The 22,600-nt window shown below is 75.6% G+C and carries 15 protein-coding genes and 1 tRNA gene; 2 read left to right on the top strand and 14 right to left on the bottom strand.

From position 1 onward, the window contains the following. Positions 1-98: 98 nt before the first annotated feature. From ABZ945_RS22795 to ABZ945_RS22730, 14 genes are all read right to left on the bottom strand, one after another. On the bottom strand, positions 99-305 hold the full coding sequence (locus ABZ945_RS22795) for an MbtH family protein (RefSeq protein ID WP_361272456.1): 207 nt from the start codon (positions 303-305) through the stop codon (positions 99-101). Then, positions 302-7,564 (bottom strand): amino acid adenylation domain-containing protein, encoded by a 7,263-nt coding sequence (locus tag ABZ945_RS22790; protein ID WP_361272453.1) that lies wholly within the window; start codon positions 7,562-7,564, stop codon positions 302-304. Before ABZ945_RS22790 ends, ABZ945_RS22795 begins: the two co-directional genes overlap by 4 nt. Before the next feature lie 358 nt (positions 7,565-7,922). Continuing rightward, positions 7,923-10,292: a hypothetical protein gene (locus ABZ945_RS22785; protein WP_361272450.1), complete on the bottom strand. Its 2,370-nt coding sequence runs from the start codon at positions 10,290-10,292 to the stop codon at positions 7,923-7,925. Positions 10,293-10,295: 3 nt separating this feature from the next. After that, positions 10,296-10,370: transfer RNA gene (locus ABZ945_RS22780), tRNA-Pro, on the bottom strand. A gap of 64 nt (positions 10,371-10,434) precedes the next feature. After that, entirely contained in the window at positions 10,435-10,806 is a 372-nt protein-coding gene (locus ABZ945_RS22775; RefSeq protein ID WP_361272447.1) for a hypothetical protein, read from the bottom strand. 118 nt (positions 10,807-10,924) lie between these two features. Then, a complete protein-coding gene (locus tag ABZ945_RS22770; protein ID WP_361272444.1) occupies positions 10,925-12,949 on the bottom strand; it encodes a regulator in 2,025 nt (674 codons plus the stop codon). A 176-nt stretch (positions 12,950-13,125) separates the two neighbouring features. Continuing rightward, the gene (locus ABZ945_RS22765) at positions 13,126-13,893 is read right to left on the bottom strand and encodes an alpha/beta fold hydrolase (protein ID WP_361272441.1); all 768 of its coding nucleotides are present in this window, start codon (positions 13,891-13,893) and stop codon (positions 13,126-13,128) included. Further along, positions 13,890-14,711, bottom strand: a complete 822-nt coding sequence (locus ABZ945_RS22760) for a DUF1295 domain-containing protein (RefSeq protein WP_361272439.1) — start codon at positions 14,709-14,711, stop codon at positions 13,890-13,892. The genes ABZ945_RS22765 and ABZ945_RS22760 overlap by 4 nt, the downstream gene beginning before the upstream one ends. Continuing rightward, entirely contained in the window at positions 14,708-15,994 is a 1,287-nt protein-coding gene (locus ABZ945_RS22755) for a cyclopropane-fatty-acyl-phospholipid synthase family protein (protein WP_361272437.1), read from the bottom strand. Before ABZ945_RS22755 ends, ABZ945_RS22760 begins: the two co-directional genes overlap by 4 nt. Then, the gene (locus ABZ945_RS22750) at positions 15,991-17,427 is read right to left on the bottom strand and encodes a cyclopropane-fatty-acyl-phospholipid synthase family protein (RefSeq protein ID WP_361272434.1); all 1,437 of its coding nucleotides are present in this window, start codon (positions 17,425-17,427) and stop codon (positions 15,991-15,993) included. The genes ABZ945_RS22755 and ABZ945_RS22750 overlap by 4 nt, the downstream gene beginning before the upstream one ends. Next, positions 17,424-18,167, bottom strand: coding sequence for a DUF1365 domain-containing protein (locus ABZ945_RS22745; protein ID WP_361272432.1), 744 nt, complete (start codon positions 18,165-18,167; stop codon positions 17,424-17,426). Before ABZ945_RS22745 ends, ABZ945_RS22750 begins: the two co-directional genes overlap by 4 nt. Beyond that, positions 18,164-19,423: an FAD-dependent oxidoreductase gene (locus ABZ945_RS22740; RefSeq protein WP_361272429.1), complete on the bottom strand. Its 1,260-nt coding sequence runs from the start codon at positions 19,421-19,423 to the stop codon at positions 18,164-18,166. Before ABZ945_RS22740 ends, ABZ945_RS22745 begins: the two co-directional genes overlap by 4 nt. Before the next feature lie 51 nt (positions 19,424-19,474). Further along, positions 19,475-19,996, bottom strand: a complete 522-nt coding sequence (locus ABZ945_RS22735) for an ATP-binding protein (RefSeq protein WP_361272426.1) — start codon at positions 19,994-19,996, stop codon at positions 19,475-19,477. A 79-nt stretch (positions 19,997-20,075) separates the two neighbouring features. Next, positions 20,076-20,726, bottom strand: a complete 651-nt coding sequence (locus ABZ945_RS22730; protein ID WP_361272424.1) for a fasciclin domain-containing protein — start codon at positions 20,724-20,726, stop codon at positions 20,076-20,078. A 485-nt stretch (positions 20,727-21,211) separates the two neighbouring features. Between ABZ945_RS22730 and ABZ945_RS22725 the strand changes: the two genes are divergently transcribed. Both ABZ945_RS22725 and ABZ945_RS22720 read left to right on the top strand, forming a co-directional pair. After that, positions 21,212-21,796, top strand: coding sequence for a sigma-70 family RNA polymerase sigma factor (locus tag ABZ945_RS22725; RefSeq protein WP_361272421.1), 585 nt, complete (start codon positions 21,212-21,214; stop codon positions 21,794-21,796). Next, positions 21,793-22,539: an anti-sigma factor gene (locus tag ABZ945_RS22720; RefSeq protein ID WP_361272418.1), complete on the top strand. Its 747-nt coding sequence runs from the start codon at positions 21,793-21,795 to the stop codon at positions 22,537-22,539. The genes ABZ945_RS22725 and ABZ945_RS22720 overlap by 4 nt, the downstream gene beginning before the upstream one ends. Positions 22,540-22,600 lie beyond the last annotated feature (61 nt).

The raw sequence follows: 22,600 nt of genomic DNA, 5'->3' as shown, positions 1-22,600 counted from the left end.
GAAGAGGCCGGAACAGCGGAGGGCCGCACCCCGGGAAAAGGGGTGCGGCCCTCCGCTGGACATACCGGTCTTCCGCCGGGAATTCCGGGGCGCGGGTGTCAGCCGAGGCGGTCCAGCAGGCTCTTGGGGCGGATGTCGGTCCAGTTCTCCTCCACATAGGCGAGCGCGTCCGCACGGCTCCCCTCGCCCCAGACTGCCTCCCAGCCTGCGGGGATGTCGGCGAAGGCGGGCCAGAGGGCGTGCTGTCCCTCGTGGTTGACCACCACATGGAAGGTGCCGTCGGCGTCGTCGAAGGGGTTGGTCATGACAGGCTCCTCAGTTTCTCGGAAAGGATGCGGCCGATTCTGGCGAGCGGTTCCGGCTCGCCCATTCTGGTGTGCGGAACTCCGATGACATGGTTCTCGGCTCCCCCGTCGACATACGGAATCCAGTTCCGGATGAGTGTGGTTTCCGTCTCGCCGTCTTCTGTCTGCCCGTCCTCCAGGGCGGCGAAGAAGAGCAGTTCGGTGCGGACGGGTCGCGGGGCATAGAGGTTCATGATTTCGGCGTGGTCGATGGAGGCGCCGATCACCGAGCGGATCTCCTGGTCGGTGAGGGCGCCGAGCACCGGGTCCTTCAGCCGGACCAGGGCGATCAGGGCGTCCGCGTCGAAGGGCGCGTCCTCGGGTTCGGCGGTGGCGTCGCCCACGAGCATGTCGCGCTTCTGGGCGGGGGTCATCCGGCGGCGTACCGGCTCGGTGGGCAGCAGATGGACGTCCATCATGGCCAGCAGGTCGGTGTGTTCGCCGAGTTCGGCGAGGCGGACGGCGAGTGCGTGGGCCAGGGTGCCGCCGAAGGACCAGCCGAGGAAGCGGTAGGGGCCGTGCGGCTGCACCTCGCGGATGCGGGGCAGGTAGTCCTCGGCCATCTGCTCGACGCTTTGCGGTGAGTGGCCCGGTTCGGCCAGCGCGCGGGCCTGGAGGGCGTAGAGCGGCTGGTCGGGGCCGAGGTGCCGGGCCAGGCCGGCGTAGGGCCAGCCGACGCCGGTGCCGGGGTGCAGGCAGAACAGCGGGGGCCGGGAGCCCCCGGTCTGGAGTGGCAGCAGCACGCCCATCGGGTCGAAGCCGGTGGGTTCGTCGCCGAGCAGCCCGGCGACGGTCGGGGTGCGGAACAGGTCCCGTACGCCGCGTTCCAGGCCGAGGACGGTGCGCATCCGGCTGACCAGACGGACGCCGAGCAGCGAGTGGCCGCCCAGGGCGAAGAAGCCGTCGTCGATGGAGACCTTCTCCACGCCCAGCACCTCGGCGAACAGCCGGCAGAGGATCTCCTCACGGGGGCTACGGGGTCGGCGGCCGGTGCTGGGGGCGGCGGTGGGCGCCGGGGCGGGCAGGGCGGCCCGGTCCGGCTTGCCGTTGACGGTGAGCGGGATGGCGTCGAGCAGCACGGCGGCGGACGGCACCATATGGGCGGGGAGTTCCCCGGCCGCCCAGCGCAGCAGTTCCTCGCCGGTGAGCCGGTGCCCGGCGCGCGGGACGGCGTAGGCCACCAGCCGCTTGCCGGCCGGGCCGTCGTCGCGGACGGCCACCGCGCTCTGCCCCACGCCGGGGTGGCGGGCCAGGGTCTCCTCGATCTCGCCGGGCTCGATGCGGAAGCCGCGCAGCTTGACCTGGCCGTCGGCCCGTCCCAGGAAGCGCAGTTCGCCGTCGCCGGTGAGATGGACCAGGTCGCCGGTGCGGTACATCCGGCCGCCGTCGGCGGCGAACGGGTCGGGCAGAAAACGCTCGGCGGTCAGCCCGGGGCGGCCCAGATAGCCGCGGGCGGTCTGGGTGCCCGCGAGATACAGCTCACCGGGGACGCCGAGCGGGGCGGGACGCAGCCGCTCGTCCAGGACATAGCCGCGTACGCCGTCCAGCGGGCGGCCGAGGTACACCCCGGGCAGGGTGCGGGTGGCGAGGTCCAGGCGCTGCTGGTGGGAGGCGAAGGTGGCCTCGGTGGGGCCGTAGGAGTGCACCAGCACGGTGTCCGGGCAGTGGGTCAGCACCCGTTGCAGGGCGGCCGGTGAGGCGGTGTCGCCGCCGGTCCACACCTCCTGAAGCAGTTTGAGGGCGTCCAGCCCCTCGTCGGCCAGGACATGGAACAGCCCCATGGTGAAGTAGGCGCAGGTCACCTCGTGTGCGCGGATGGTGTGGTCCAGCTCGGCGAGGTCGGTGCCGTCGCCGGGGGCGATGACCAGCCGACCGCCGCCGAGCAGCGGCACCCACAGCTCGTAGGTGGAGGCGTCGAAGCCGGTCGCCGAGTGCACCAGGGTGCGGCGGTGGGCGCGCGGGTCGAAGCAGCGGTCGTCGGCCAACGCCAGCACGTTGCGGTGGGTGACGCCCACGCCCTTGGGGCGCCCGGTGGAGCCGGAGGTGAACATGACGTAGGCGAGGGCGTCCTCGCCGACCTCCACTCCGGGATCGGTGCGCGGATACCCGGTGACCGGGGTGTCCACGGCCAGGGTGCGCACCCCGGCGGCGACCTGCCGGGCCACCGGGGCGGAGCCGGCGTACGCCTCCTCGGTGAGCAGCACCCGGGCCCCGGTGTCCTCCATGATCATGGCGGCCCGGGCCTCCGGCAGCCGGGGGTCCAACGGCACATAGGCGGCCCCGCACTTGAGGACGGCCAGATAGGCGACCAGCAGCTGCGGGGTGCGGTCGAGCAGCACCCCGACGGCCTGGTGCGGGCGCACCCCGGCCTCGATCAGCCGATGGGCGAGGGCGTTGGCCCGGGCGTCCAGCGCGCCCCGGCCGACCCGCTCCTCCCGATACGCGACGGCGGTCTTGCGCGGGGCGCGGCGGGCCAGTTCGGTGAACCGCCGGTGCAGCAGCCGCGCCCCCTCCGGACGTTCCGTCGCGCGAGCGCTCCCCGTCCCGAGCAGCCGGTCCCGCTCCTCGTCGGCCAGTAGCGGCAGTTCGGTGATCCGCAGCGCCGGGTCCTCGGCCACCGCCCGCAGGGTGCGGGTCAGATGGGCGGCGAGCACCCGGGCGGTGGCCGGGTCGTAGAGGTCGGTGGCGTACTCCAGTACACCGTCCAGCCCGCCCGGCGCCCCGGCCGCGTCCCGCCGCTCGCGCAGCGCGAGCGTCAGGTCGAACTTGGTGGAGCCGGGACCGGGCCCCACCGGCGTACCGCTGAGCGGGGATCCGGGTGGCGGGCCGTCCTCGGCGGGTTGCACCTGCACCATGATCTGGGTCAGCGGGTGGTGAGCGGTGGAACGGGCCGGGTTGAGCCGCTCCACCACCAGGTCGAAGGGGACGTCCCCATGGGCGAAGGCGGCCAGATCGGTGTCCCGGACCCGGTCGAGCAGTTCACCGAAGCGCGGGTCACCGGAGGTGTCGGTGCGCAGCACCAGGGTGTTGACGAAGAAGCCGACCAGCTCGTCCAGGGCCTGGTCGTCGCGGCCGGCCACCACCGTGCCGAGCGGCAGGTCGGTGCCGGCGCCGTGCCGGGTGAGCACGGCGGCCAGCGCGGCCTGGGCGACCATCAGCGGGGTGGCGCCATGGCGCCGGGCCAGCGCGGTCAGCCGGACGTGGGCGGACGCGTCCAGGGCGAGCGGAACGGCGGCACCCCGGTGCGAGGCCTCGGCGGGACGGGGGCGGGCGGCGACCGGCGCCACCACGGCCGGCGCCCCGGCCAACTGCCTTTCCCACCAGCCGAGATGCTTCTCGGCTGCCGGACCGGCCAGTGACTCCCGCTCCCAGAGGGTGTAGTCGGCGTACTGCACCGGCAGCGGGCTGAAGCGCGGAGCGTGCCCGTCGCCACGGGCCTCGTAGGCGCGGGTCAGATCGGCGAGCAGCGGCCCGGTGGACCAGCCGTCGGCGGCGATATGGTGCACGAGCAGCACCAGCACCTGGCCGCCGCCACCGCCCCCGTCACCGTCACCGTCACCGTCACCGTCACCGTCGGCAGCCTCGAACAGCCAGGCCCGGAAAGGGATTTCGGCGGCGAGATCGAAGGGGCGGGCGGCAGCCGCCGCGATCGCCGCGTCCAGCCCCTCCGCCGTCACCGTGACCCGCTCCAGCACCGGCCGGGCGCCGGGCAGAATCCGCTGGTACGGCTCGCCGTCCACCGCCGGGTAGACGGTGCGCAGCACCTCATGGCGGGCGGCGGTGTCGGCCAGCGCCTCGGCGAGTACGGCCGGGTCGGCGGGGCGGTCCAGCCGGGAGGCGAAGGGGATGTTGTAGGAGCCGCTCGGCCCCTGGAGCTGGTCGATGAACCACAGCCGCCGCTGGGCGTACGAGAGGGGGATCCGCTCGGGCCGGTCGGCGGCGGCGACCGGTACGGGTCCGGGCCGGGGGGCCGCCTGCCCGGTGCCCCGGTCGGGCCCGGTGAGCCGGGCGGCGAGCCGGGCCGGGGTGGGGGCGAGCAGCAGATCGCGGACCCGGGCGGGCAGGCCCAGGGTGGCGCGGACCCGGTTGACCAGCCGGACCCCGGTCATGGAATTGCCGCCGATGGTGAAGAAGTCGTCCTCCGGGCCGACCGCGTCCAGGCCGCCCGCCAGTCCGATCACCTCGGCGAAGAGCCCGCGCAGGGCGCGTACGGCGGTGGCGGGCGCGGCCGGGGCGGGCCGGTCGGCGGCCTGGGCCCGGGCGGCGGCGAGCCGGGCCCGCCGCTCGTCGAAGGAGCGCCGCTCCTCCTCGGTGACCAGGTCCTCGGCGTGTCCCGGGCGGCCACTCGCGAACCACTCCAGTGAGCGGAAGAAGACATCCAGCAGCAGCCGGGCGGTCGGGGCGTCGAACAGGTCCTCGGCGTAGTTCCACCAGACCTCCAGCCCGCCGCCGTCGGGGTGCTCCACACAGCTGACGTCCAGATCGAACTTGGCCTGCGCCACGCCAGGATCGGCGAAGAGGGCGCAGAGCCCACCGCCGAATTCGCCTATGTCCTCACCCTGTTGGACCTGGGTGGCCAGCATCACCTGGAAGAACGGGTTGGCGGAGAGGTCGCGGGCCGGGCGCAGCCGGTCCACCAGCAGGTCGAAGGGCAGCTCCTGGTGGGCGTAGGCGGCCAGGGCCGAGTCCCGGGCCCGGGCGACCAGTCCGCCGGGGGTGAGCCGGTCGCCGGAGACATCGGTGCGCAGCACGAGGGTGTTGACGAAGAGGCCGACCAGCTCGTCCAGCGCCTCGTCGGCGCGGCCGGCGACCGGGGTGCCGAGGGCCAGGTCCGTCCCGGCGCCGACGGCCCGCAGTGCCAGGGCCAGCGCGGGCTGGAGCACCATGAGCGTGCTGGCGCCGTGCTCGGCGGCGAGGGCGGTGAGCCGCCGGTGGACGGCCGGGTCCAGGGCGGCCCGGAGGGTGGCGCCGCGTCCGGTGGGCTCGGCGGGCCGGGGGCGGTCGGCGGGCAGGTCCAGCACGGTCGGCATCCCGGCCAGCGCGGCCCGCCAGTGCTCGGTGGACTCCGCCGATGCCCCGGGGTCCTCCAGCAGTTCCCGCTGCCAGAGGGTGTAGTCGGCGTACTGCACCGGCAGCGGCTCCCACGGTGGCGCCGCCCCTCCGGCCAGCCGGGCGGTGTAGGCCGCGCGCAGATCGCGCAGCAGGGGGCCCAGCGACCAGCCGTCGGTGGCGATGTGGTGGGTGAGCAGGGCGAGTACGGAGGTGCCGTCACCGGGCAGGAACAGCCGGGCGCGCAGGGGCGGTTGCCCTGCCAGGTCGAAGGTGGAGCCGCCGAAGCGCGCGACCCGCTCCGCCGTCTCCCCCGGGGCGCACTCCACCACCGGCAGCGGTACCGGGAAAGGATCCAGCACATGCTGGTACGGCTCGCCGTCCGCCAGCGGGTAGACGGTGCGCAGCACCTCGTGCCGGGCGGTGACATCGGTGAGCGCGGCGGCCAGGGCCTCCCGGTCCGGTATGCCGTCCAGCCGGAGCACCACGGGCAGGTTGTAGGTGGCGGAGGGCCCTTCGAGGCCGTCCAGGAACCACAGCCGCCGCTGGGCGTAGGAGAGCGGTACGCGCTCGGCGGGCGGCAGCACGGCCCCGTCGAAGACCGGCCCGGCGCCGTGCCCATGGGGCTGCTCGGGCCGTTCCACCACGGTGCGCAGCCGCTTGCGGTCGATCTTGCCGGAGGACGTACGGGGCAGGGCTCCGGTCAGCAGGAACGCGGAGGGCACGGCGGCGGCCGGCAGCCGGTCCCGTACCGCCTGCCGCAGCACACCGGCCCACCCGCCGGGAACCGGGACTGCCCCCTCGGGATCCGGCCCGTCCCCCTCGGCCCTGTCCGCCCCGGTCCTGCCCGCCTCCGGCCCCTCCGCCTGCGCCCCCTCCGGGACGAGGAAGGCCACCAGGTGCTTGGCGCCGTCCGGGCCGCGCCGGGCGATGACGGCCGCCTCGCGGACGCCCGGGCAGCCGGTGAGCACGCCCTCCACGGAGGCCGGGTCCACCCGATGGCCGTTGATCTTGACCTCGTCGTCGGCGCGGCCCCGAAAGGCGAGTTGCCCGTCCGGCAGGACCTCCACCAGGTCCCCGGTGCGGTAGGCGCGGGCGCCTTCCAGCCGGGTGAAGCGGCGCTCGTCCAGGGCGGGGCGGCCCAGATAGCCGTGGGCGAGGCCGCCGCCGAGCAGCCACAGCTCGCCGTCGACCACGGCGGCCCGTACCCCGGGCAGCGGCTGCCCGATGGGCACCGGTCCGCCGGCGTGGTGGGAGAGGTCGGCCACGGTGGCGACCACGGTGGCCTCGGTGGGCCCATAGGTGTTGAGCAGTCGCACCCGGTCGCCGTCCACGGACCGCCGCCACTGGGCGAGCCGTTCCGGCAGGGCGGCCTCGCCGCCGATGATGACCGTGCCTACGGCCGGGGGCAGTTCGGCGAGCCCGCCGGCCAGGGCGTGCGCCAACTCGTGCCAGTAGGCGGTGGGCAGGTCCAGTACGGTCACCCCGTGCGCCGCGCATCCGGCCAATAGGCCCGGTACGTCCAGCATCTCGTCCTCGCGCAGCACCAGGGTGGCGCCCGCGCCGAGGGTGCAGAACACCTCCTCCACGCTGGCGTCGAAGTGCAGCGGGGCGAACTGCAGGACCCGGTCCTCGGGACCGATGCGGTACGCGGCGGTGACGCCCGCCAGGAACTGGGCGAGCGCCGGCTGTCCGACGACCACGCCGTTGGGGGTGCCGGTGGAGCCGGAGGTGTAGAGGACGTAGGCGGTGTCCTCGGGGACGCCCGGCCCGGGCAGCACGGTCTCGCTGTCCGCCGGTGCCAGTTCCCGACCGGTGCAGTCGGCGAGGATGGCGGCGTTGCGGGCGGCCGGGGCGGCGGGGTCGAGCGGGAGGCAGGCGGCGCCGGTGCGCAGGGCGGCCAGCATGCCCACGACCGCCTCGATGGAGCGGGGGCGGTGGAGGGCGACCAGCCGGCCGGGGCCGGCGCCTTGGGCAGCCAGTTCGTCGGCGCGCAGCGCCACGGCGAGGGCGAGCTGACCGTAGGTCATCCGCCGGTCGCCGTGCACCAGCGCGGTCCGCCCGGCACTCTCGGCGATCCGGGCGTCGATCCGGGCCAGGGCCCGGGGCGCCGGGTGGTCCGCCGGCCCGCCGTCCAGCACGGCGGAGGCGGTGGGGGCGGTCGAGGGCATCGCATGGCCTCCAGGGCGGGCAGGCGGTGGCAGGGGGCGGAACCGGGGGCCGCTTCGCTCCTCGCCCCTGGTCCGCCCACCACGCTAGGGGCGCCCACCCGGCCCGGCGGGCAGTCCCTCCGGCAGCTCGCCCGCCCGCCACTGCCGCCGCCAACTGCCGCCATACGCTTGTGCGCTGAGCTGTGCGCGTTGCCTTCCCCGCCCGGCCCCGGTCGGCCGGGATCTCGCGGCACCGCCTGCCCACCGACCCCCGCACACCGGCCTGTGGAGCCGGCTCAGGCCCCGTCGCGGTGGCGGGTCTCCGCCCCGCGTTCGTCCCACCCGGGGCACCGCCTCCAGGCCGCGCCCCGAGCCGGGCTCAGGCTCCGGCGCGGTTCCGGCCGCCATTCCCGCCCGGCTCTCCTCGCAGCCAGTGGCGGCCGGTGGTCCAGCCCACCAGGCGGCGGGCGCGGCCGTCGTCGGCGGTGCCGTCGGGGTCGAAGGTGCCTCCGGCGGCGACCAGGCGCAGGCCGGCCAGGGCCGGTGCCAGGCGGGCCGCGACCTCGGCCGGGTGGCGGGCCGCCCGCGCCGGGAGGGCGGCCACCAGTTCGGCCTGGCGGGTCTCGGTGCACAGGGAGAGGTGGAAGACCAGCTGCCGCCAGGCGTAGGAGGCGTCCTTGAGGGTGGCCAGCGGGCGGTCCATGCCGCGCGCCCGGGAGACCAGTCGGCACACCTCGTCGAAGCAGCGTTCGGCGAGGGCGTCGAACCCGGGCCCGGGGGCGATGCCCACCCGGGCGACCAGGGTGGCGAGGTTGTGCGTGGTGAGGATCTGGGCCTGCTCGATCACCGTGCCGTTGGCGGCGACCGAGGTGTACGGGGTGGAGCCGGACCGCTCGGCGCACAGCCGGGCGAAGGCGGGTGCGGTGCGCGGACCGTGCGAGCGCCGGGCGCCGCGGTCCGGGCTCGGAGCCGGGGCGGCCTCGACGGCCGCCAGGTCGCGGACGGCGGCGTAGTCGATGCCGTAGTACCGCTCGTAGAGCGTGCCCTGGAGCAGTTCCCCCGCGACGGCGGCCGCGGCGGGGAACTTGGGGCTGAACTCGCCCATGAAGATGTCGGCCGCCAGCTCCTCGGTGAGTGGGGCGCCGAGACCGGACTGCCGGGCCAGTACGGAGAGTTCGCGGACCAGCGGGTTGGGCAGGATCGTCGCCGGGAAGGCCGTGACCGCCAGCTCGGCTAGCTCCCGCAGGGCGGCCCGGGCCGGCTCCCGGGCGGCCTCGCCGTCCGTACGCTGGCTGGCCACCGCCCGTACCCAGGGCAGTTCGTCCATCCGCACCTGCCGCTCCAGGCTGAGCAGCAGCAGCGAGCGGCGGTTGCGGAACGCCCGGTAGGCGGCGGCCATCAGGGTGCGCAGCGCGCCGTCCCGGTAGGCGTCCGCGGTGGTGGCGGCGACGAGTTGGGGGACCAGCTCGGCGAGCACCTCCGCGGAGGGCACCACCCGGCGGTCCACCAGCACGGCGAGCGGCGCGCTGAGCGCGGACTCGACGGTGGCGCGGAGCGCGGGCGGGATCTCCGCGCCGGCGGGCAGACCGGTGGAGGCGGCCTCGGCCTCGGTCACCGGGGCGACCAGCGGGGCGGTGTCCGGAACACCGCTGCCCTCGGGGAGAAGGAACAGCCGGGCGGCCACCAGTCGGGCCAGCCGGTGGTGGGCGGGCAGGGCGGCCTGCCGGGCCTGGGCGGCGCGCAGGGCGCTGTGGCCGGCCGAGCCGGGCATGCCGCGCTTGCGGACCATGGACGCGATGGCGTGCCGCAGCAGTCCGGCCCGCCGGGCGTCCAGGGGGCGGCCCGCCACGGCCTCCTCCAGCGCGGCCCGCAGCAGGGCGGGGTTCTCCCGGGGGCGGAGGTGCTTGGTGCAGCGGGTATGCTCCTCGGCCAGGGCGCGGTAGCGGCGCAGCAGGGCCGCGCCGTGCTCGCGCCAGGCCGGGTCCTCGGTGGTGGGACCGTCCGCGCGGGCGGTGCCGTCGGGCTCCCGGACCCGGAGCCAGTGGGTCAGGAGTTCGTCGGTGAAGGGCTGCCAGACCGCCAGCGACTCCCGCTGGGCCTCGATCCGGTCGTGGGGGCCGCGCCCGGACAGGGCGGCGCCGGCCTCGTCGGCGGTGATCCGGTGCACGGCGCGGGCGTCGGGCACCGGAAGGTCGCTGGGGCGGGGCAGGAACCGCAGCCGGTCGGCGTACGGGCGCACCTCCTCCACCAGGGCCAGGGCCTCGGCGACCTCGCCGGCCCGGACCAGCCAGGCGACGGTGAGCAGTACGGCCTCCTCGGGCAGTGCCACCTGGTAGCGGCCGGTGTCCAGCAGCTCCCACAGTTCGGTGAGGCCGGGTTCGGTGAGGTGGTGGTCGAAGAGGGCGATCCGGGTCAGCCGGTCGTCGGGTATGCCGGCCCGGTGGGCCGCCTCCCGCTCGTACGGGAGCAGGGGGCCGCCGGCGGCGGGCTTCCCGGTGGCGAAGCCCCCGCGGACGACCTCCGGGGTCACCCAGGCGGGCAGTCCGGCGACGGGGGTGCGGCTGCCGATCCGCAGCCGCCCGTCCGCCATGCCGGACAGCACCGAGCGCCAGCGCTCGACCCTGGTCTCCGCCCGGGCGCGGGTGTCCGGGTCGCGGTGGCCGAGCGCGGTGGTGAAGGCCCGGGCCAGCTCGGCGCGGGCGTAGGAGTCCGATACGGTCGGGGGCTGCTGGTCAGCGTGAGTGTCCATAAGCCGACGTGGCGGGATCCGCCCCCGCGCCCTCCGGGTCCCGAGCCCGGTGCTCTGACTTGGCTGAGCTACACGTCGATGATCGGGACGGTAGGCGGCCGGCGCCACCGGGGGCAACGGATTTCCGTGAGGGGTGGGCCGCTCAGCCGGCGTCGCGGGCGACCTTGCGGGCCCAGAGGATGAGCGGCACCTGGAGCGGCATCCGGCCGTAGGCGACGGCCCGGGCGGCGGTGGAGCGGTCGCGCCAGTCGTACGCCATCTGGAGGTGGGCGGGGAAGATCCCGGCGAAGAACAGCGCGGTGGCCCGGGCACCGGCCCGCCGGGTGCGGGGCGCGGCGACGGCGGCCGCGAGGGCGAATTCGGCGGCCCCGCTGGCCCGGGTCCAGGTGCGGGCGCTGCCGGGCAGCACCCGCGGCACGATGGTGTCGAAGTTCTCCGGCCGGGTGAAGTGGGCCACTCCGGCCCCGGCGAGCAGTGCGGCCAGCAGCAGGGGTGAACGGGAGGATGTGCTCATCGGTCATTCCTCGGGACGCGGTGGTGCGGAGGGTGGGCCCCGTGAGGTTACCTGGGAGTAAGTAGCGGGGCCACCCAGGGCCCGCGGCGCCCTCGCGGCGGCCCCGCGCCGAGGGCGGTCAGCCGGGCTCCAGGGCCTCCGCGAGCAGGGCGGCGGGCTCGCCGTCGGCGGCGCCGACGACCGTCTTCTCGTAGAGCTCGTCGCCGACCAGCGCGCGGGTGGTGCGCTCGCACCGCTCCCGGACCGGGGCCAGTTCGGGGGTGCCGCGCTGAGGGTGGCCCACCGCGCGCCAGTACGTCAGCCCCGCCCCGTACACCCTGGCGGCCCGCAGCCCCTCGCCGTGTGCGGCGAGCGAGGCGGCCAGCAGATCGAGGCCGAGCGCTATCCCGAAGCTGTCGCCGATCCGCTGCTTGGCACCCAGCATCGCGCGGGCGTGGCCGGCCGCGTCCGCCGGGCGGCCCTGGAGGAGGGCGATCAGGGCGAGTTGGTAGTCCAGATAGGAGCGGGTCCAGAACTCGCCGTGCCGTCCGCAGACCAGCAGCAGCCGCCCGGCCTCGGCCCGGGCCTGGTCCAGCAGGCCCAGTCCGGTCAGCGCGAAGATCCGCACCAGTCGGCACATCATCCGGGGGCCCAGGCCGCCGCCCGACCGGCGCAGCGCGTGCTCGGCCTCGGCGCGGGCGGCCAGCGGGCGGCCGCGCAGCAGCTGGACCAGCCCCGCCAGATAGGCGGCGCGCAGCCGGTCGTCGGCGTCTCCGACGGCCGCCGCGGCCTGCCCGCAGTCGCCGGCCAGCAGTTCGGCGGCCTCGTGGTCGCCCTGGAGCGCGCGGACCACACCGAGCGCCCACAGCGCGGCCGGGCGGGCGGGCGCGTCGTCCGGGGCGTGCCGCAGGGCGCGGCTCAGGTGCGCTCCGGCGTCGTGCAGATGGCCGCAGCAGGCCCAGTGGAAGCCCAGCCCGGCGGCGAGCTCCAGTGCCTGGTGCGGGCGGTGCACCAGCAGATGGTCCAGGGCGGCGCACAGGTCGGCGTAGGAGCGCTCGACGGTCCGGTAGCCGTCGAGCTGGTCCGGGCCGAACCACTCGCGCCGGATGCGGCGGATCCGGCCGAGGAAGTGGCGGGCGTGCCGCTCGGTGAGGGTGCGGGTCTCGCCGAGTTCGCCGAGCCACATCGCCCCGTACTCGCGCACGGTGTCCAGCATGCGGTGGCGTGCCCTGCCGTCGGGCCCGGGCTCCCGGATGACGACGGACTTCGCGGCGAGTGCGGCGAGCACCCCCGGCACCGCGCCGGGCGGCAGCGCCGCCCCTCCCCCGCACACCTCGGCGACCGTCTCGGTGTCCACCGGGCCGCACAGCACCGACATCCGCGCCCAGAGCAACCGCTCGGCGGGGGTGGCCAGTTCATGGCTCCAGCCGACCGTGGTGCGCAGCGTCCGATGGCGGGCCGGGCGGATGGCGCGGTCCCCGGAGGGCAGGTCCAACCGGTGGACCAGGTCCCGCTCCACCTGGTCCACGGGGAGGTCGCGCAGCTGGGCGGCGGCCAGTTCCAGGGCCAGCGGCAGCCCGTCCAGCCGCCGGGTCAGGCTGCGGGCGGCGGCCCGGTCGCCGGGCAGCAGCAGCGGGGCACCGGCCGCGGCGGCCCGGTCGGCGAAGAGCGCCAGCCCGTCCGAGTCGGGCGGCAGCGGGCGGACCTGGTAGGCGTACTCGCCGTCCAGGTCGAGCGGTTGCCTGCTGGTGGCGAGCACGGTGAGTCCGGGGCACTGCGCGAGGAGCCGCCGGACCAGGGCCCGGGCGGCGGCGAGCAGATGCTCGCAGGAGTCGAGCACCAGCAGCAGCCGCCGGCCGGCCAGCCAGGCGGTGAGGGTCTCCTCGGGGGTGCCCCCGGAGTGGTCGGCGAGGTCCACGGCGTCGGCCACGGTCGCGGTGAGCAACCGGTCGTCCCTCAGCGGCCAGAGGTCGGCCCAGCACACGCCGTCGCTGCCGGAGGGCGGGGTGCGGTGGGCGGTGCGCAGGGCCAGTCTCGACTTGCCGACGCCGCCGGGCCCGGTCAGGGTGACGAGGCGCCGGGTGGCGAGCGCGTGGGCGATCAGCGCGGGTTCGTCCGCCCGTCCGACGAATCCGGGCGGTTCCGTGGGAATGTTCCTCAGCACGGGATCAGTCTGCTGCCTTTCGCCGGTCGGGGCGGGTGATTGTCCGCAGACGTCCGTGTTCGGTCATGGGTTCGGGCGCCCGGTACGGGGATCAGGGCGCGGGTACGGGAGTTCGGGCGCGCGGGTACGGGGGTCCGGGTGCTGGTGCGTCCGAAGGCCCCGGCCCTGCCCCGGGTTCAGGGGCCGAGGCGCCCGGGGCGCGGGTGGTCGAGGGCGGCCAGTACCTCGGCCGCCGTGGTGCGGCCGTCGCCGGGCCCGTCGGCCGCCGCACGCAGTGGCTCGGGCAGCGCGGCCAGGCCCAGGGCCGCGGCCGCGCCGAGGCCGGTGAGCCGGTGCCAGGCGCCGGCGTCGCGGAGCATGGCGTGCCGCCCCTGCGGCATCACGATCCCGGCGCCGTGCGCCCCGGCGGCCCTGGCGCGTGCCAGATACGTCCAGGAGCGCCCGGCCTCGGTGATCCGGTCCCGCTCGTCGTGCAGCACCAGCAGGGTGCGGCCTTCGAGCTGCTCGACCGGTTCACCGGCCGGGCACCAGGGGGCGAGCGCCACCACCCCGGCCACCCGGGGGTCGCCGGCCACCCGCAGCGCGGCGCGGCCGCCCATGGAGTGGCCGACCAGGACCACCGGCAGATCGGGCGCGGTGAGGTCGCGCAGTTCGTCCAGGGCGCGGCGGGCGTCCCGGGCGGCGTCCCCGCGCGGGCCGTTCCAGCCGCGGTGGCGGTAGCGGACCTCGGCGACCAGCAGGGGGTGCGGCCGGGCGGCCCGCAGGGCGGCGGAGGCGAACGGCCGCATCCGGCGCCCGGGCAGGTTCAGCCAGGTCGGGGCGGTCAGCCCGTCGGCGCGGCCGCCGTGCAGCAGCAGCACCGCGGCCTGCGGGGCGCCGGGGGCGTGCCGGAGCACCAGCGCGCTGGCACCGTCGGGGGCGGTGCGGGTGTCGGGAGCGGTCATCGGGCGGCCTCCTCGGTCCGCTTGGGGGGCAGGGGGAAGAAGCCGCTGGTGCGGGCGGCGTACGCACGGAAGCCGGGGCGTTCGGCCATATGCCGTTCCAGCAGCCGCTTTCCGCTGCCCTGGGTGAGCAGCAGCGACATCACGACCGGGGCGATGAGCGTCGCGGCGGCGGACTGCCAGCTGCCGCAGGCGGTCAGGAACAGCCCCCACCAGACCAGGAAGTCGCCGAAGTAGTTGGGGTGCCGGGTCCAGGACCACAGGCCCCGGTCCATGATCTTCCCCTTGTTGGCGGGGTCGGCCTTGAAGCGGGCCAGCTGCTGGTCGCCGACGGCCTCGAAGAGCAGTCCGGCGGCCCAGACGGCGAGGCCGGCGGCGAGCCAGACCGGGGCCGGGGACGTGACGTACATGGCGGCCTGCACCGGCAGCGAGACCAGCCACACCAGGGCGCCCTGGAGCAGGTACACCGTGCGCAGGGCGTAGGCGTTGCGGCTGCCGGGGGCGCGGGCCAGCATCTTCTCGTAGCGGGGGTCCTCGCCGTGGCCGCGTCCGCGCCGGGCGATGTGCACGGACAGCCGCAGCCCCCACAGCGCGGTCGCCAGGGCCACCAGCAGCCGGGTGGTGCCGTCCCCCGAGCCGGCCGACAGCAGGGCGCTGACCGCGGCGACGGCGGCGAAGGCGCTGCCCCAGGCGATGTCCACGATCCGGTGCAGTCCGCGCTTGACGGCGAGGGCGAAGGTCACCAGCATCACCGCCAGCGCGGTCGCGGCGGCGGCGCCGAGGTTGCCCGCGAAGGCGCCCCAGGCGAAGCCGTTCGTCATGGCCGGGTCTCCCCCGCGTACCAGGATCCGGGTGTGCCGGGCATACCGGAGTCTCCCTCCAGGGTGGGCCGGACGGCGAGGATCTGGTCGACGCCCATCCGGTGCTCGGCGAACGCCAGGGCGCTGCCGGCCAGATAGAGCCGCCAGACCCGGGCGGTGGGCTCGCCGACCAGCGCGGTGAACTCCTCCCAGCGTCCTTCCAGGGTGTCGCTCCAGGCGTCGATGGTACGGGTGTAGTGCTCGCGCAGCGCCTGCACCGAGCGGACCTCCAGACCGGCGTCCTCCAGGAGGGCGACGGTCCGCCCGACCGGGCGCATATGCATGTCGGGGGCGATGTAGTTCTCGATGAACGCGCCGCCGCCGGGGGCGTGGGCGCCCCGGGACATCTGCTGCACCAGCAGCCGGCCGCGCGGCCGCAGCAGTCCGTGCAGCTTGGCGGTGAAGTCCGGGTACTCGGCGTCGCCGACGTGCTCGCCCATCTCGACGGTGCTCACGGCGTCGAAGCCGCCGCCCTCGATGTCCCGCCAGTGCCGCAACTGCACCTCGACCAGATCGGTCAGGCCTTCCTCGGCGACCCGGGCGGCGACGAAGTCGCGCTGCTCCTGGGCCAGGGTGACGGCGGTGACCTGCGCCTTGTGCTCACGGGCGGCGTACAGGGCGAGCGAGCCCCAACCGCAGCCGACGTCCAGCAGCCGGGCCCCGCCGGTCAGTCCGAGCTTGCGGCAGATCAGCTCCAGCTTGTCCCGCTGCGCGTCGGCGAGGGTGTAGCCGGGGTCGTCGGGGCGGGTCCAGTAGCCGCAGGAGTAGGCCATGGACGCGTCGAGCAGCAGGGCGTAGAAGTCGTTGGACAGGTCGTAGTGGTGGCTGATCGCGGCCCGGTCGCGGGCGGCGCTGTGCAGTCGCCCGCTGAGCTTGGCGCGGGCGGCGCCCGGGGCGGGCGGCCGGGGCCCGAGCGCGCCGAGCCGGGCGGCGGTGGCGGCGGCCCTCGCCAGCTCGCGAGGACCGGGCTTGGCGGTGCCCTGGCTGCGCATGGCCCTCCAGACGTGGCTGAGGGCGGCGGACAGGTCGCCCTCGATGTCGAGTTCACCGGCGATGTAGGCCTCGGCGAGGCCGAGTTCGCCGGGCTGCCAGAGCAGCCGGCGCAGCGCGGCGGGGGAACGCAGCGCCACCAGGGGGGCGCCCGCGGGGCCGGACTCGCTGCCGTCCCAGGCGCGCAGCCGCACCGGCGGCGGCCCGGAGAACCAGTGGCCGAGCAGGTCGGTGAGCCGGTCGGCGGTGGTCATCGGCAGACTCCCTGGTGGTGGTGATCGGCGGTGGCGGGCCGCTCCCCTCCGGCGTCCGGCTGCGCCGGGATGGCGGCGGGGGCCAGGCGGAACTGCCGTACGTCGAGGTAGCGGGCGCGGAACCCGGCCTCGGAGTAGGCGAGATACAGCTCCCACATCCGCTGGAAGACGGTGTCGAAGCCCAGTTCGCGGACCCGTTCGGCCCGTTCGGCGAAGCGCTCCCGCCACAGCCGCAGGGTCTCCGCGTAGTGCTCGCCGTAGCCGTGGTCGGCGGTGACCTTCAGCCCGGCGCGCGCGGCCTCGCGGGTGACGGCCTCCGGGGAGGGGATGAGCCCGCCGGGGAAGACGTACTTGCTGATCCAGGTGTGGGTGCGGCCGGTGTGCAGCATCCGCTGGTGCTCCATGGTGATGGCCTGGAGGGCGACCCGGCCGCCCGGGGCGAGCCGCTCGCGCAGGGTGCGGAAGTAGGCCGGCCAGAACTCGGCGCCCACCGCCTCGATCATCTCCACGCTGACCACGGCGTCATAGGCGCCCTCCACCTCGCGGTAGTCGCAGAGCCGCACGGTGACCCGGTCCGCGTACCCGGCCTCGGCGATCCGGCGGACGGCGAGGTCGCGCTGCTCGGCGGAGAGGGTGATGGTGGTGACCTGGGCCCCCCGGGCGGCGGCCCGCAGGGCCAGTTCGCCCCAGCCGGTGCCGATCTCCAGCAGCCGGGTGCCCTCGCCGACGGCGGCCAGGTCCAGCAGCCGGTCGATCTTCCGGGCCTGCGCCTCGGCCAGCTCCTCCGGGCGGGCCGGCAGGGCGCCGAAGACCGCCGAGGAGTAGGTCATCGTCGGGTCGAGGAACTCCGCGAACAGCTCGTTGGACAGGTCGTAGTGGCGCCGGATGTTCTGCCGGGCGCCGCTGACGCTGTTGCGGTCGGCGGCGGGGCGGCGGCGCACCCAGGCACCGCGCAGCGTCCGCAGCGGCCCGGGCACCAGCTCGTCCACATGGGTGGCCAGCACCGTGAGCACCCCGGGCAGGTCGTCGCTGTCCCACTCGCCCGCCATATACGACTCGCCGAAGCCGATCAGCCCGCTGGTGCCGATCCGCCGGAAGAAGGCGTCCGGGTCGTGCACGGTCAGCGCGGGGCCGGTGCCGGCCGCGGGCGCGTCACCGAGCCGTATCCGCAGCGGCAGCCGCGCGAAGGCCCGATTCAGCAGCGTCCGGGCGATGGCGGTACGGACCGGGGCGGGCGCCGGCAGCCGGGCCACGTCCGGCCAGGAGTCCGGGTCGGTGGTGGCCCGGGAGGCGGGGTAGCGGGTGTACGCGGCGGGGTGCCGCCCGCCGTCCGGGTGGCCGCCTTCCGGGGTCGGGGTGCCGTGGCCGCCGTCCGGGCTCGGGGTGCCGGGGGCGGCGGGCTGGTCGGTGGACCGCGGTGCGGAGAGGGTCACGTCATGCCTTCTTGCGTCGGGTGCGGGGACCGGGGCTGGACGGGCAGCCCCTTCAGGTACAGCCGGATGCCGTGGTGCCGGATGCCGGCCGACACCCGGGCGGTGGACCAGGGGTGGCGCAGCGCCGCCGCCAGCAGCGTGCGCCCGGTGGCCGGGCGGCGGGTGCCGCGCACGGTGGCGGTGAACGGCCGCTCGGTGCCGCGCCGCAGCTGGACGGTGAGGTCCAGCCGCCCGCCCGGTTCGGGGACCCGCATCCGGTACCCGCCGTCCACCGGGAAGAACGGGGAGACGTAGAAGTCCTTGTCCACGTCGGCCCGTCCGTCGGCGTCGGGCCGCAGCAGATAGCAGTGGCGTTCGCCGTAGGTGTTGTGCACCTCGGCGACCGTGCACAGCGGGGTGCCGTCGGCGGCCCGGACCCAGTAGAGGGTGAGCGGGTTGAACACGTACCCGAGGACCCGGGCGTGGGCCAGCATCAGCACCCGCGCCCCGGGGTCCAGGGACAGGCCCTGGCCCGCGAGGTAGGCCGCCAGCCCGGCGCGGATGGTGGGCGCGGTGCCGGCGAAGTGGTCGCGCGGGTCGAAGCGGGCCAGCGGGCGCAGGGCGCGCGGGAGGCGCGGCGGGTGGTCGGGGTCGATCAGCCAGAGGTAGGTGCGCTGGCGGAAGGAGTGCCGCAGCGGCGCGGTACGGGCGTGGCCGACCACGCATTCGTAGAGCGCCGCCGGTGCCGGTGCGGCGGTCACCAGGTGACCCCCAGCGCGGCGGCGGCGTCCACCCCGGAGCGGCAGCCGTCCTCGTGGAAGCCCCAGCCGTGGTAGGCGCCGGCGTAGGCGGTGACGGCGGTGTTGAGGCCGGGCAGCCGGCGCTGGGCGGCGACCGAGGCGGGGGTGTAGACGGGGTGCTCGTACACCATCCGGGCCTGGACGGCGGCCGGGTCGACGCGGTCCCCGGCGTTGAGGGTGACCACGTAGTCGGCGCCGGCCGGCAGCCGCTGGAGCCGGTTCATGTCGTAGCTGACCCGGACCGCGTCGGGGGGCGCGGCGCAGCTGGGCAGGTGGTAGTTCCAGGAGGCGCGGGCGGCCGGGGAGCGCGGCAGCAGCGAGGTGTCGGTGTGCAGCACGGTGGGGTTGCGCGAGTAGCGGAACGCGCCCAGCACCTGCCGTTCGTCCTCGGTGGGGTCGGCCAGCATCCGCAGCGCCTGGTCGGGGTGGGTGGCCAGCACCACGGCCGCGTATCCGGCGGTGTCGCCGTCCGCGGTGGCGACCTCGGCGCCGTCGGCGTGCCGCCGGACCGAGGTGACCGGCGCCCCGGTGCGGACGGTGCCGATGTGCTTGGCGGCCCGCTCCACGTACTCGGCGGAGCCGCCGGTCACCGTCTTCCACTGCGGGGAGCCGGTGACGGAGAGCAGCCCGTGGTGGTCCAGGAAGCGGAAGAGGTAGGCCGCCGGGTAGTCCATGGCGGTGCGGGCGTCGCAGGACCAGACCGCGGAGACCAGCGGGGTCAGGAAGTGGGTGGTGAAGTAGGCGGAGAAGCGGCCCTCGCGCAGGAAGCGGCCCAGGGTGTGGCCGGTGGGCGCGCCGGCGGCGAGCAGCCGTCGGGCGGAGCGGTGGAAGAGCGGCACCTCGGCGAGCATCCGCAGATAGCGGGGGCGCAGCGAGGCCCGCCCGGTGAACAGCGCGGCCGGACCGCGGGCGCCCGCGTACTCCAGTCCGCAGCCGTCGCACCGCACCGACATACTCATCTCGGAGTCCTGGGTGGTGACGCCCAGCTCGCGGAAGAGCCGCAGCAGCCGGGGGTAGGTGCGCTCGTTGTGCACGATGAACCCGGAGTCCACCCGGACCATCCGCCCGCCCGGTCCGGGCAGGTCGTGGGTGTGGGCGTGGCCGCCGAGCCGGGGGTCCGCCTCGTACAGCACGACGTCATGGGCCCGGCCGAGCACATAGGCGGCGGTCAGCCCCGCCACCCCGCCGCCCACGACGGCTATCTTCCGCTGGTGCACAGTCCTCCGCCCGCAGTGGCCGAACCGCCGGAAGGGCCTTCCGGCGGCCTGTCACCGGTGGTTCGGAGCCGGAGCGGTCCCGGATTGGTCGGGATCCGCAGGTCGTGACGCGTGATCCGCCGGCGCCGGGTCGGCGCCCGGCAGGGGGAGTTCCGCCCAGACGGTGTGGCCGGCGGGGCCGGGGACGACGCCCCAGTCGGCGGCGAGGGCGTCCACGATGACCAGTCCTCGTCCGCCGGTGGCGAAGTCGTAGGACGGGTGGCGCCAACGGGCCCGTACCCGGGCGGGGTCCAGGCCGGGACCGCGGTCGGCCACCTCCACCCGCAGCACCGGACGCCCGTCCGCCGGGGTGCGGACGGTGAGGGTGGCGCGCAGCGGCGGGGTGCCGTGCCGGACAGCGTTGGCGAGGAGTTCGGTGAGGATCGCGGTGACGGCGGCCCTGGGCCACGAGGAGGTACGGGGTGGTGGAGGCGGCGCGGGGCAGGGCCCGGGCGGGCCGGAGGCGGGGGGCGCGGCCGAACCCTTACCGCGCCCCCATCCCTTCCGGCCCGCGACCGGGCCCTGTCGGCACACGACGGTGCTCCTTTCCCGCGCCGCCGTCGCCCGACCCCGCCGGTCCGCCGGTTCCCCGCCGGGCGGACCGGGTCCGGGGTCAGCTCTTCGGCATCAGCACGGTGTCGACGATGTACACGGTGGCGTTGGCGGTCGGGACGTTGCCGCAGACGACCTTGGAGGTGTCGTTGACGGTGTAGTCCTCACCCGAGCCCGACGTCATCAGCTTGCTCTTCTCCAGGGTGTCGAAGCTGCCGTTCTCCAGCTGCTGCGGGGTCAGCTTCTGGCCCACCACGTGGTAGGTGAGCACCTTGGTGAGCATCGCCTTGTCGTTGAGGACCTTGTCCAGGTCGGCCTTCGGGATCTTGGCGAAGGCGTCGTTGGTGGGCGCGAACACCGTGATGTTCTGGGCGTTGTTGAGGGTGTCGACCAGGCCGGCCTTCTTCACCGCGGCCACCAGGGTGGAGAGCGCGGGGTTGTTGGAGGCGGCGGTGGCCACCGGGTCGTCGGCCATGCCCTGGACGCTGCCCTCACCGGAGGTGGGCAGCGAGGAACAGGCCGGTCCGAACGGCTCCTTGCCCGGCATCGCGGCGCTGGAGGACTCCTCCATCGGGGCGGAGGCGCTCGCGGAGGCGGCGGAGCCCGCGCCGGAGTCGCCCTTGTCGTCCATCCCGCAGCCGGTGAGGACCAGCGGGAAGGCCGCGGCCACGGCGGCGGCGGACAGGACACGGCGGGTGCGGGTGGTGAACATCGTCGTTCTCCTTCAGGGGATTCGGGGGTGTCGTGCGTCGGGGAAACGGCTTCGAAAGCGTCGTCGCGCCGTGGGGCGCCCGACGAGTGGGGCGGCGGGGCGGTCCGGTGCGGCGTCGGTCGCGTTCCGTCCGCCGGCGGGAGCCTCGGCTGCCCTCTCACTTGCTCATTCGGTGCGTACGGCGCGGCGGATTGGCCGGTTCGGTAACGGAGCGATAACGGTGGGACGCGGCGCCGACCCGGTCGGTGACTCCCTCACACAGACGGCCGGGCGCCGAACCCATCCGCGAGCCCGGTGGCTACGAAAGACTGGCGTAGTACCCCCGTACGCAGGCAGTACCGACAGGCAGTACCGAGAAGCACCGGACCGCAGGCGGCGCCCACCCGGCCCCCGCCCTGCACGAACGCTGGAAGAGGGTTGGGCCGCATGGGCGACCGGATGGCCGCTGCACACGCACCGTGCCGCGCTGGTGGAGTGGGTGAACGGTGAGGGAGATCGCGCACATCGGCGGACCGCAGCGGCGCGAGCCCGACCTGGCCGAGGTCCTGGGCCAGGTCGCGGGTGGGGACAAGGAGGCCTTCTCCACCCTGTACGACGCCCTGGCCGGGCCCGTGTTCGGGCTGGTGCTCCGGGTGCTGCGGGATCCGGCGCAGTCCGAGGAGGTGGCCCAGGAGGTGATGGTGGAGGTGTGGCGCAGCGCCGCCCGCTACCAGGCCGACCGGGGCTCCGTGATGAGCTGGGTGATGACCATGGCGCACCGCCGGGCGGTGGACCGGGTCCGCTCCGAGCAGGCCGCCAGCGACCGCGAGCAGCGCAGCGCCCAGCGGGAGCGGATGCCCGCCTACGACGAGGTGAGCGAGGAGGTGGCGGTGCGGCTGGAGAGCGAGCAGGTGCGCCGCTGCCTGGGGTCGCTGACCGACCTTCAGCGCCAGGCGGTGACACTGGCGTACTACCGGGGCTACACCTATCGGGAGGTGGCCGCGTCGCTGTCGGCCCCCCTGGGCACGGTCAAGACCCGTCTGCGGGACGGGCTGATCCGTCTGCGCGACTGCATGGGAGTGAGCGCATGAGCGAGGAACACCTGCACGCCCCCACGGGTGCCTACGCGCTCGACGCCCTCCCCGAGGACGAGCGGGAGGCGTTCGAACGCCATCTGGAGAGCTGCCCGGCGTGCGCCCAGGAGGTGCGGGAGCTGACCGCCACGGCCGCCCGGCTGGGTGTGGCCGCCTCGGCGGCACCGCCGCCCGGGATGAAGGCGGCGGTGCTGGCGGGGATCGACAGTGTGCGCCAACTGCCGCCGCTGGTCCCGCCGGACGGGGCCGCTCCGGTCGCCACCCACCGCCGCGCCCGGGGGATCGGCCGGCTGGTGCTGGCCGCCTGTGTCGCGGCGGCGGTGGGCTTCGGCGGGGTGGCGGCCTGGCAGTACCAGCAGGCCGACGACGCCCGCCAGGAGGCCCGCCAGGCCCGTGAGCAGACGGACCGGATGACCGCCGTGCTGTCCGCGCCGGACGCCCGTACGGTGTCCAGCGCCACCCCGGACGGCACCCGGGCGACCGTGGTGGTCTCCCGGGAGCGCAACAGCGCGGTGTTCGTGGCCTCGGGGCTGCCGAAGCCGCCGGCCGGCAAGACCTACCAGCTCTGGTTCGACGACCACGGCACGATGCGCCCGGCCGGGCTGGTCGCACGCGACGGGGCGTCGGTGATGCAGGGCGGGGTGGACGGCGCCAGCGGCGTCGGCGTCACCGTCGAACCGGCGGGCGGCTCCCCCGAGCCGACCAGCGGGCCGCTGATGGTGATGTCCTTCCCGGCCTGAGCGGGCCGAGGCGGTGGCGGGCGGTGGGGTGGGGGGGGGGGCCGCCCCCCATAGGGAGTGC

It is taken from the genome of Streptomyces sp. NPDC046887 (assembly GCF_040644755.1).
Classification (GTDB): Bacteria; Actinomycetota; Actinomycetes; order Streptomycetales; family Streptomycetaceae; genus Streptomyces; species Streptomyces lichenis.
Note: the sequence above shows the minus strand (reverse complement) of the source record. Positions and strands in the feature narration are given on the sequence as shown.

Coding starts and splice junctions, on each gene's coding strand:
- ABZ945_RS22795 (WP_361272456.1), bottom strand. CDS start 305: ATGACCAACCCCTTCGACGACGCCGACGGCACCTTCCATGTGGTGGTC.
- ABZ945_RS22790 (WP_361272453.1), bottom strand. CDS start 7,564: ATGCCCTCGACCGCCCCCACCGCCTCCGCCGTGCTGGACGGCGGGCCG.
- ABZ945_RS22785 (WP_361272450.1), bottom strand. CDS start 10,292: ATGGACACTCACGCTGACCAGCAGCCCCCGACCGTATCGGACTCCTAC.
- ABZ945_RS22775 (WP_361272447.1), bottom strand. CDS start 10,806: ATGAGCACATCCTCCCGTTCACCCCTGCTGCTGGCCGCACTGCTCGCC.
- ABZ945_RS22765 (WP_361272441.1), bottom strand. CDS start 13,893: ATGACCGCTCCCGACACCCGCACCGCCCCCGACGGTGCCAGCGCGCTG.
- ABZ945_RS22760 (WP_361272439.1), bottom strand. CDS start 14,711: ATGACGAACGGCTTCGCCTGGGGCGCCTTCGCGGGCAACCTCGGCGCC.
- ABZ945_RS22755 (WP_361272437.1), bottom strand. CDS start 15,994: ATGACCACCGCCGACCGGCTCACCGACCTGCTCGGCCACTGGTTCTCC.
- ABZ945_RS22730 (WP_361272424.1), bottom strand. CDS start 20,726: ATGTTCACCACCCGCACCCGCCGTGTCCTGTCCGCCGCCGCCGTGGCC.
- ABZ945_RS22720 (WP_361272418.1), top strand. CDS start 21,793: ATGAGCGAGGAACACCTGCACGCCCCCACGGGTGCCTACGCGCTCGAC.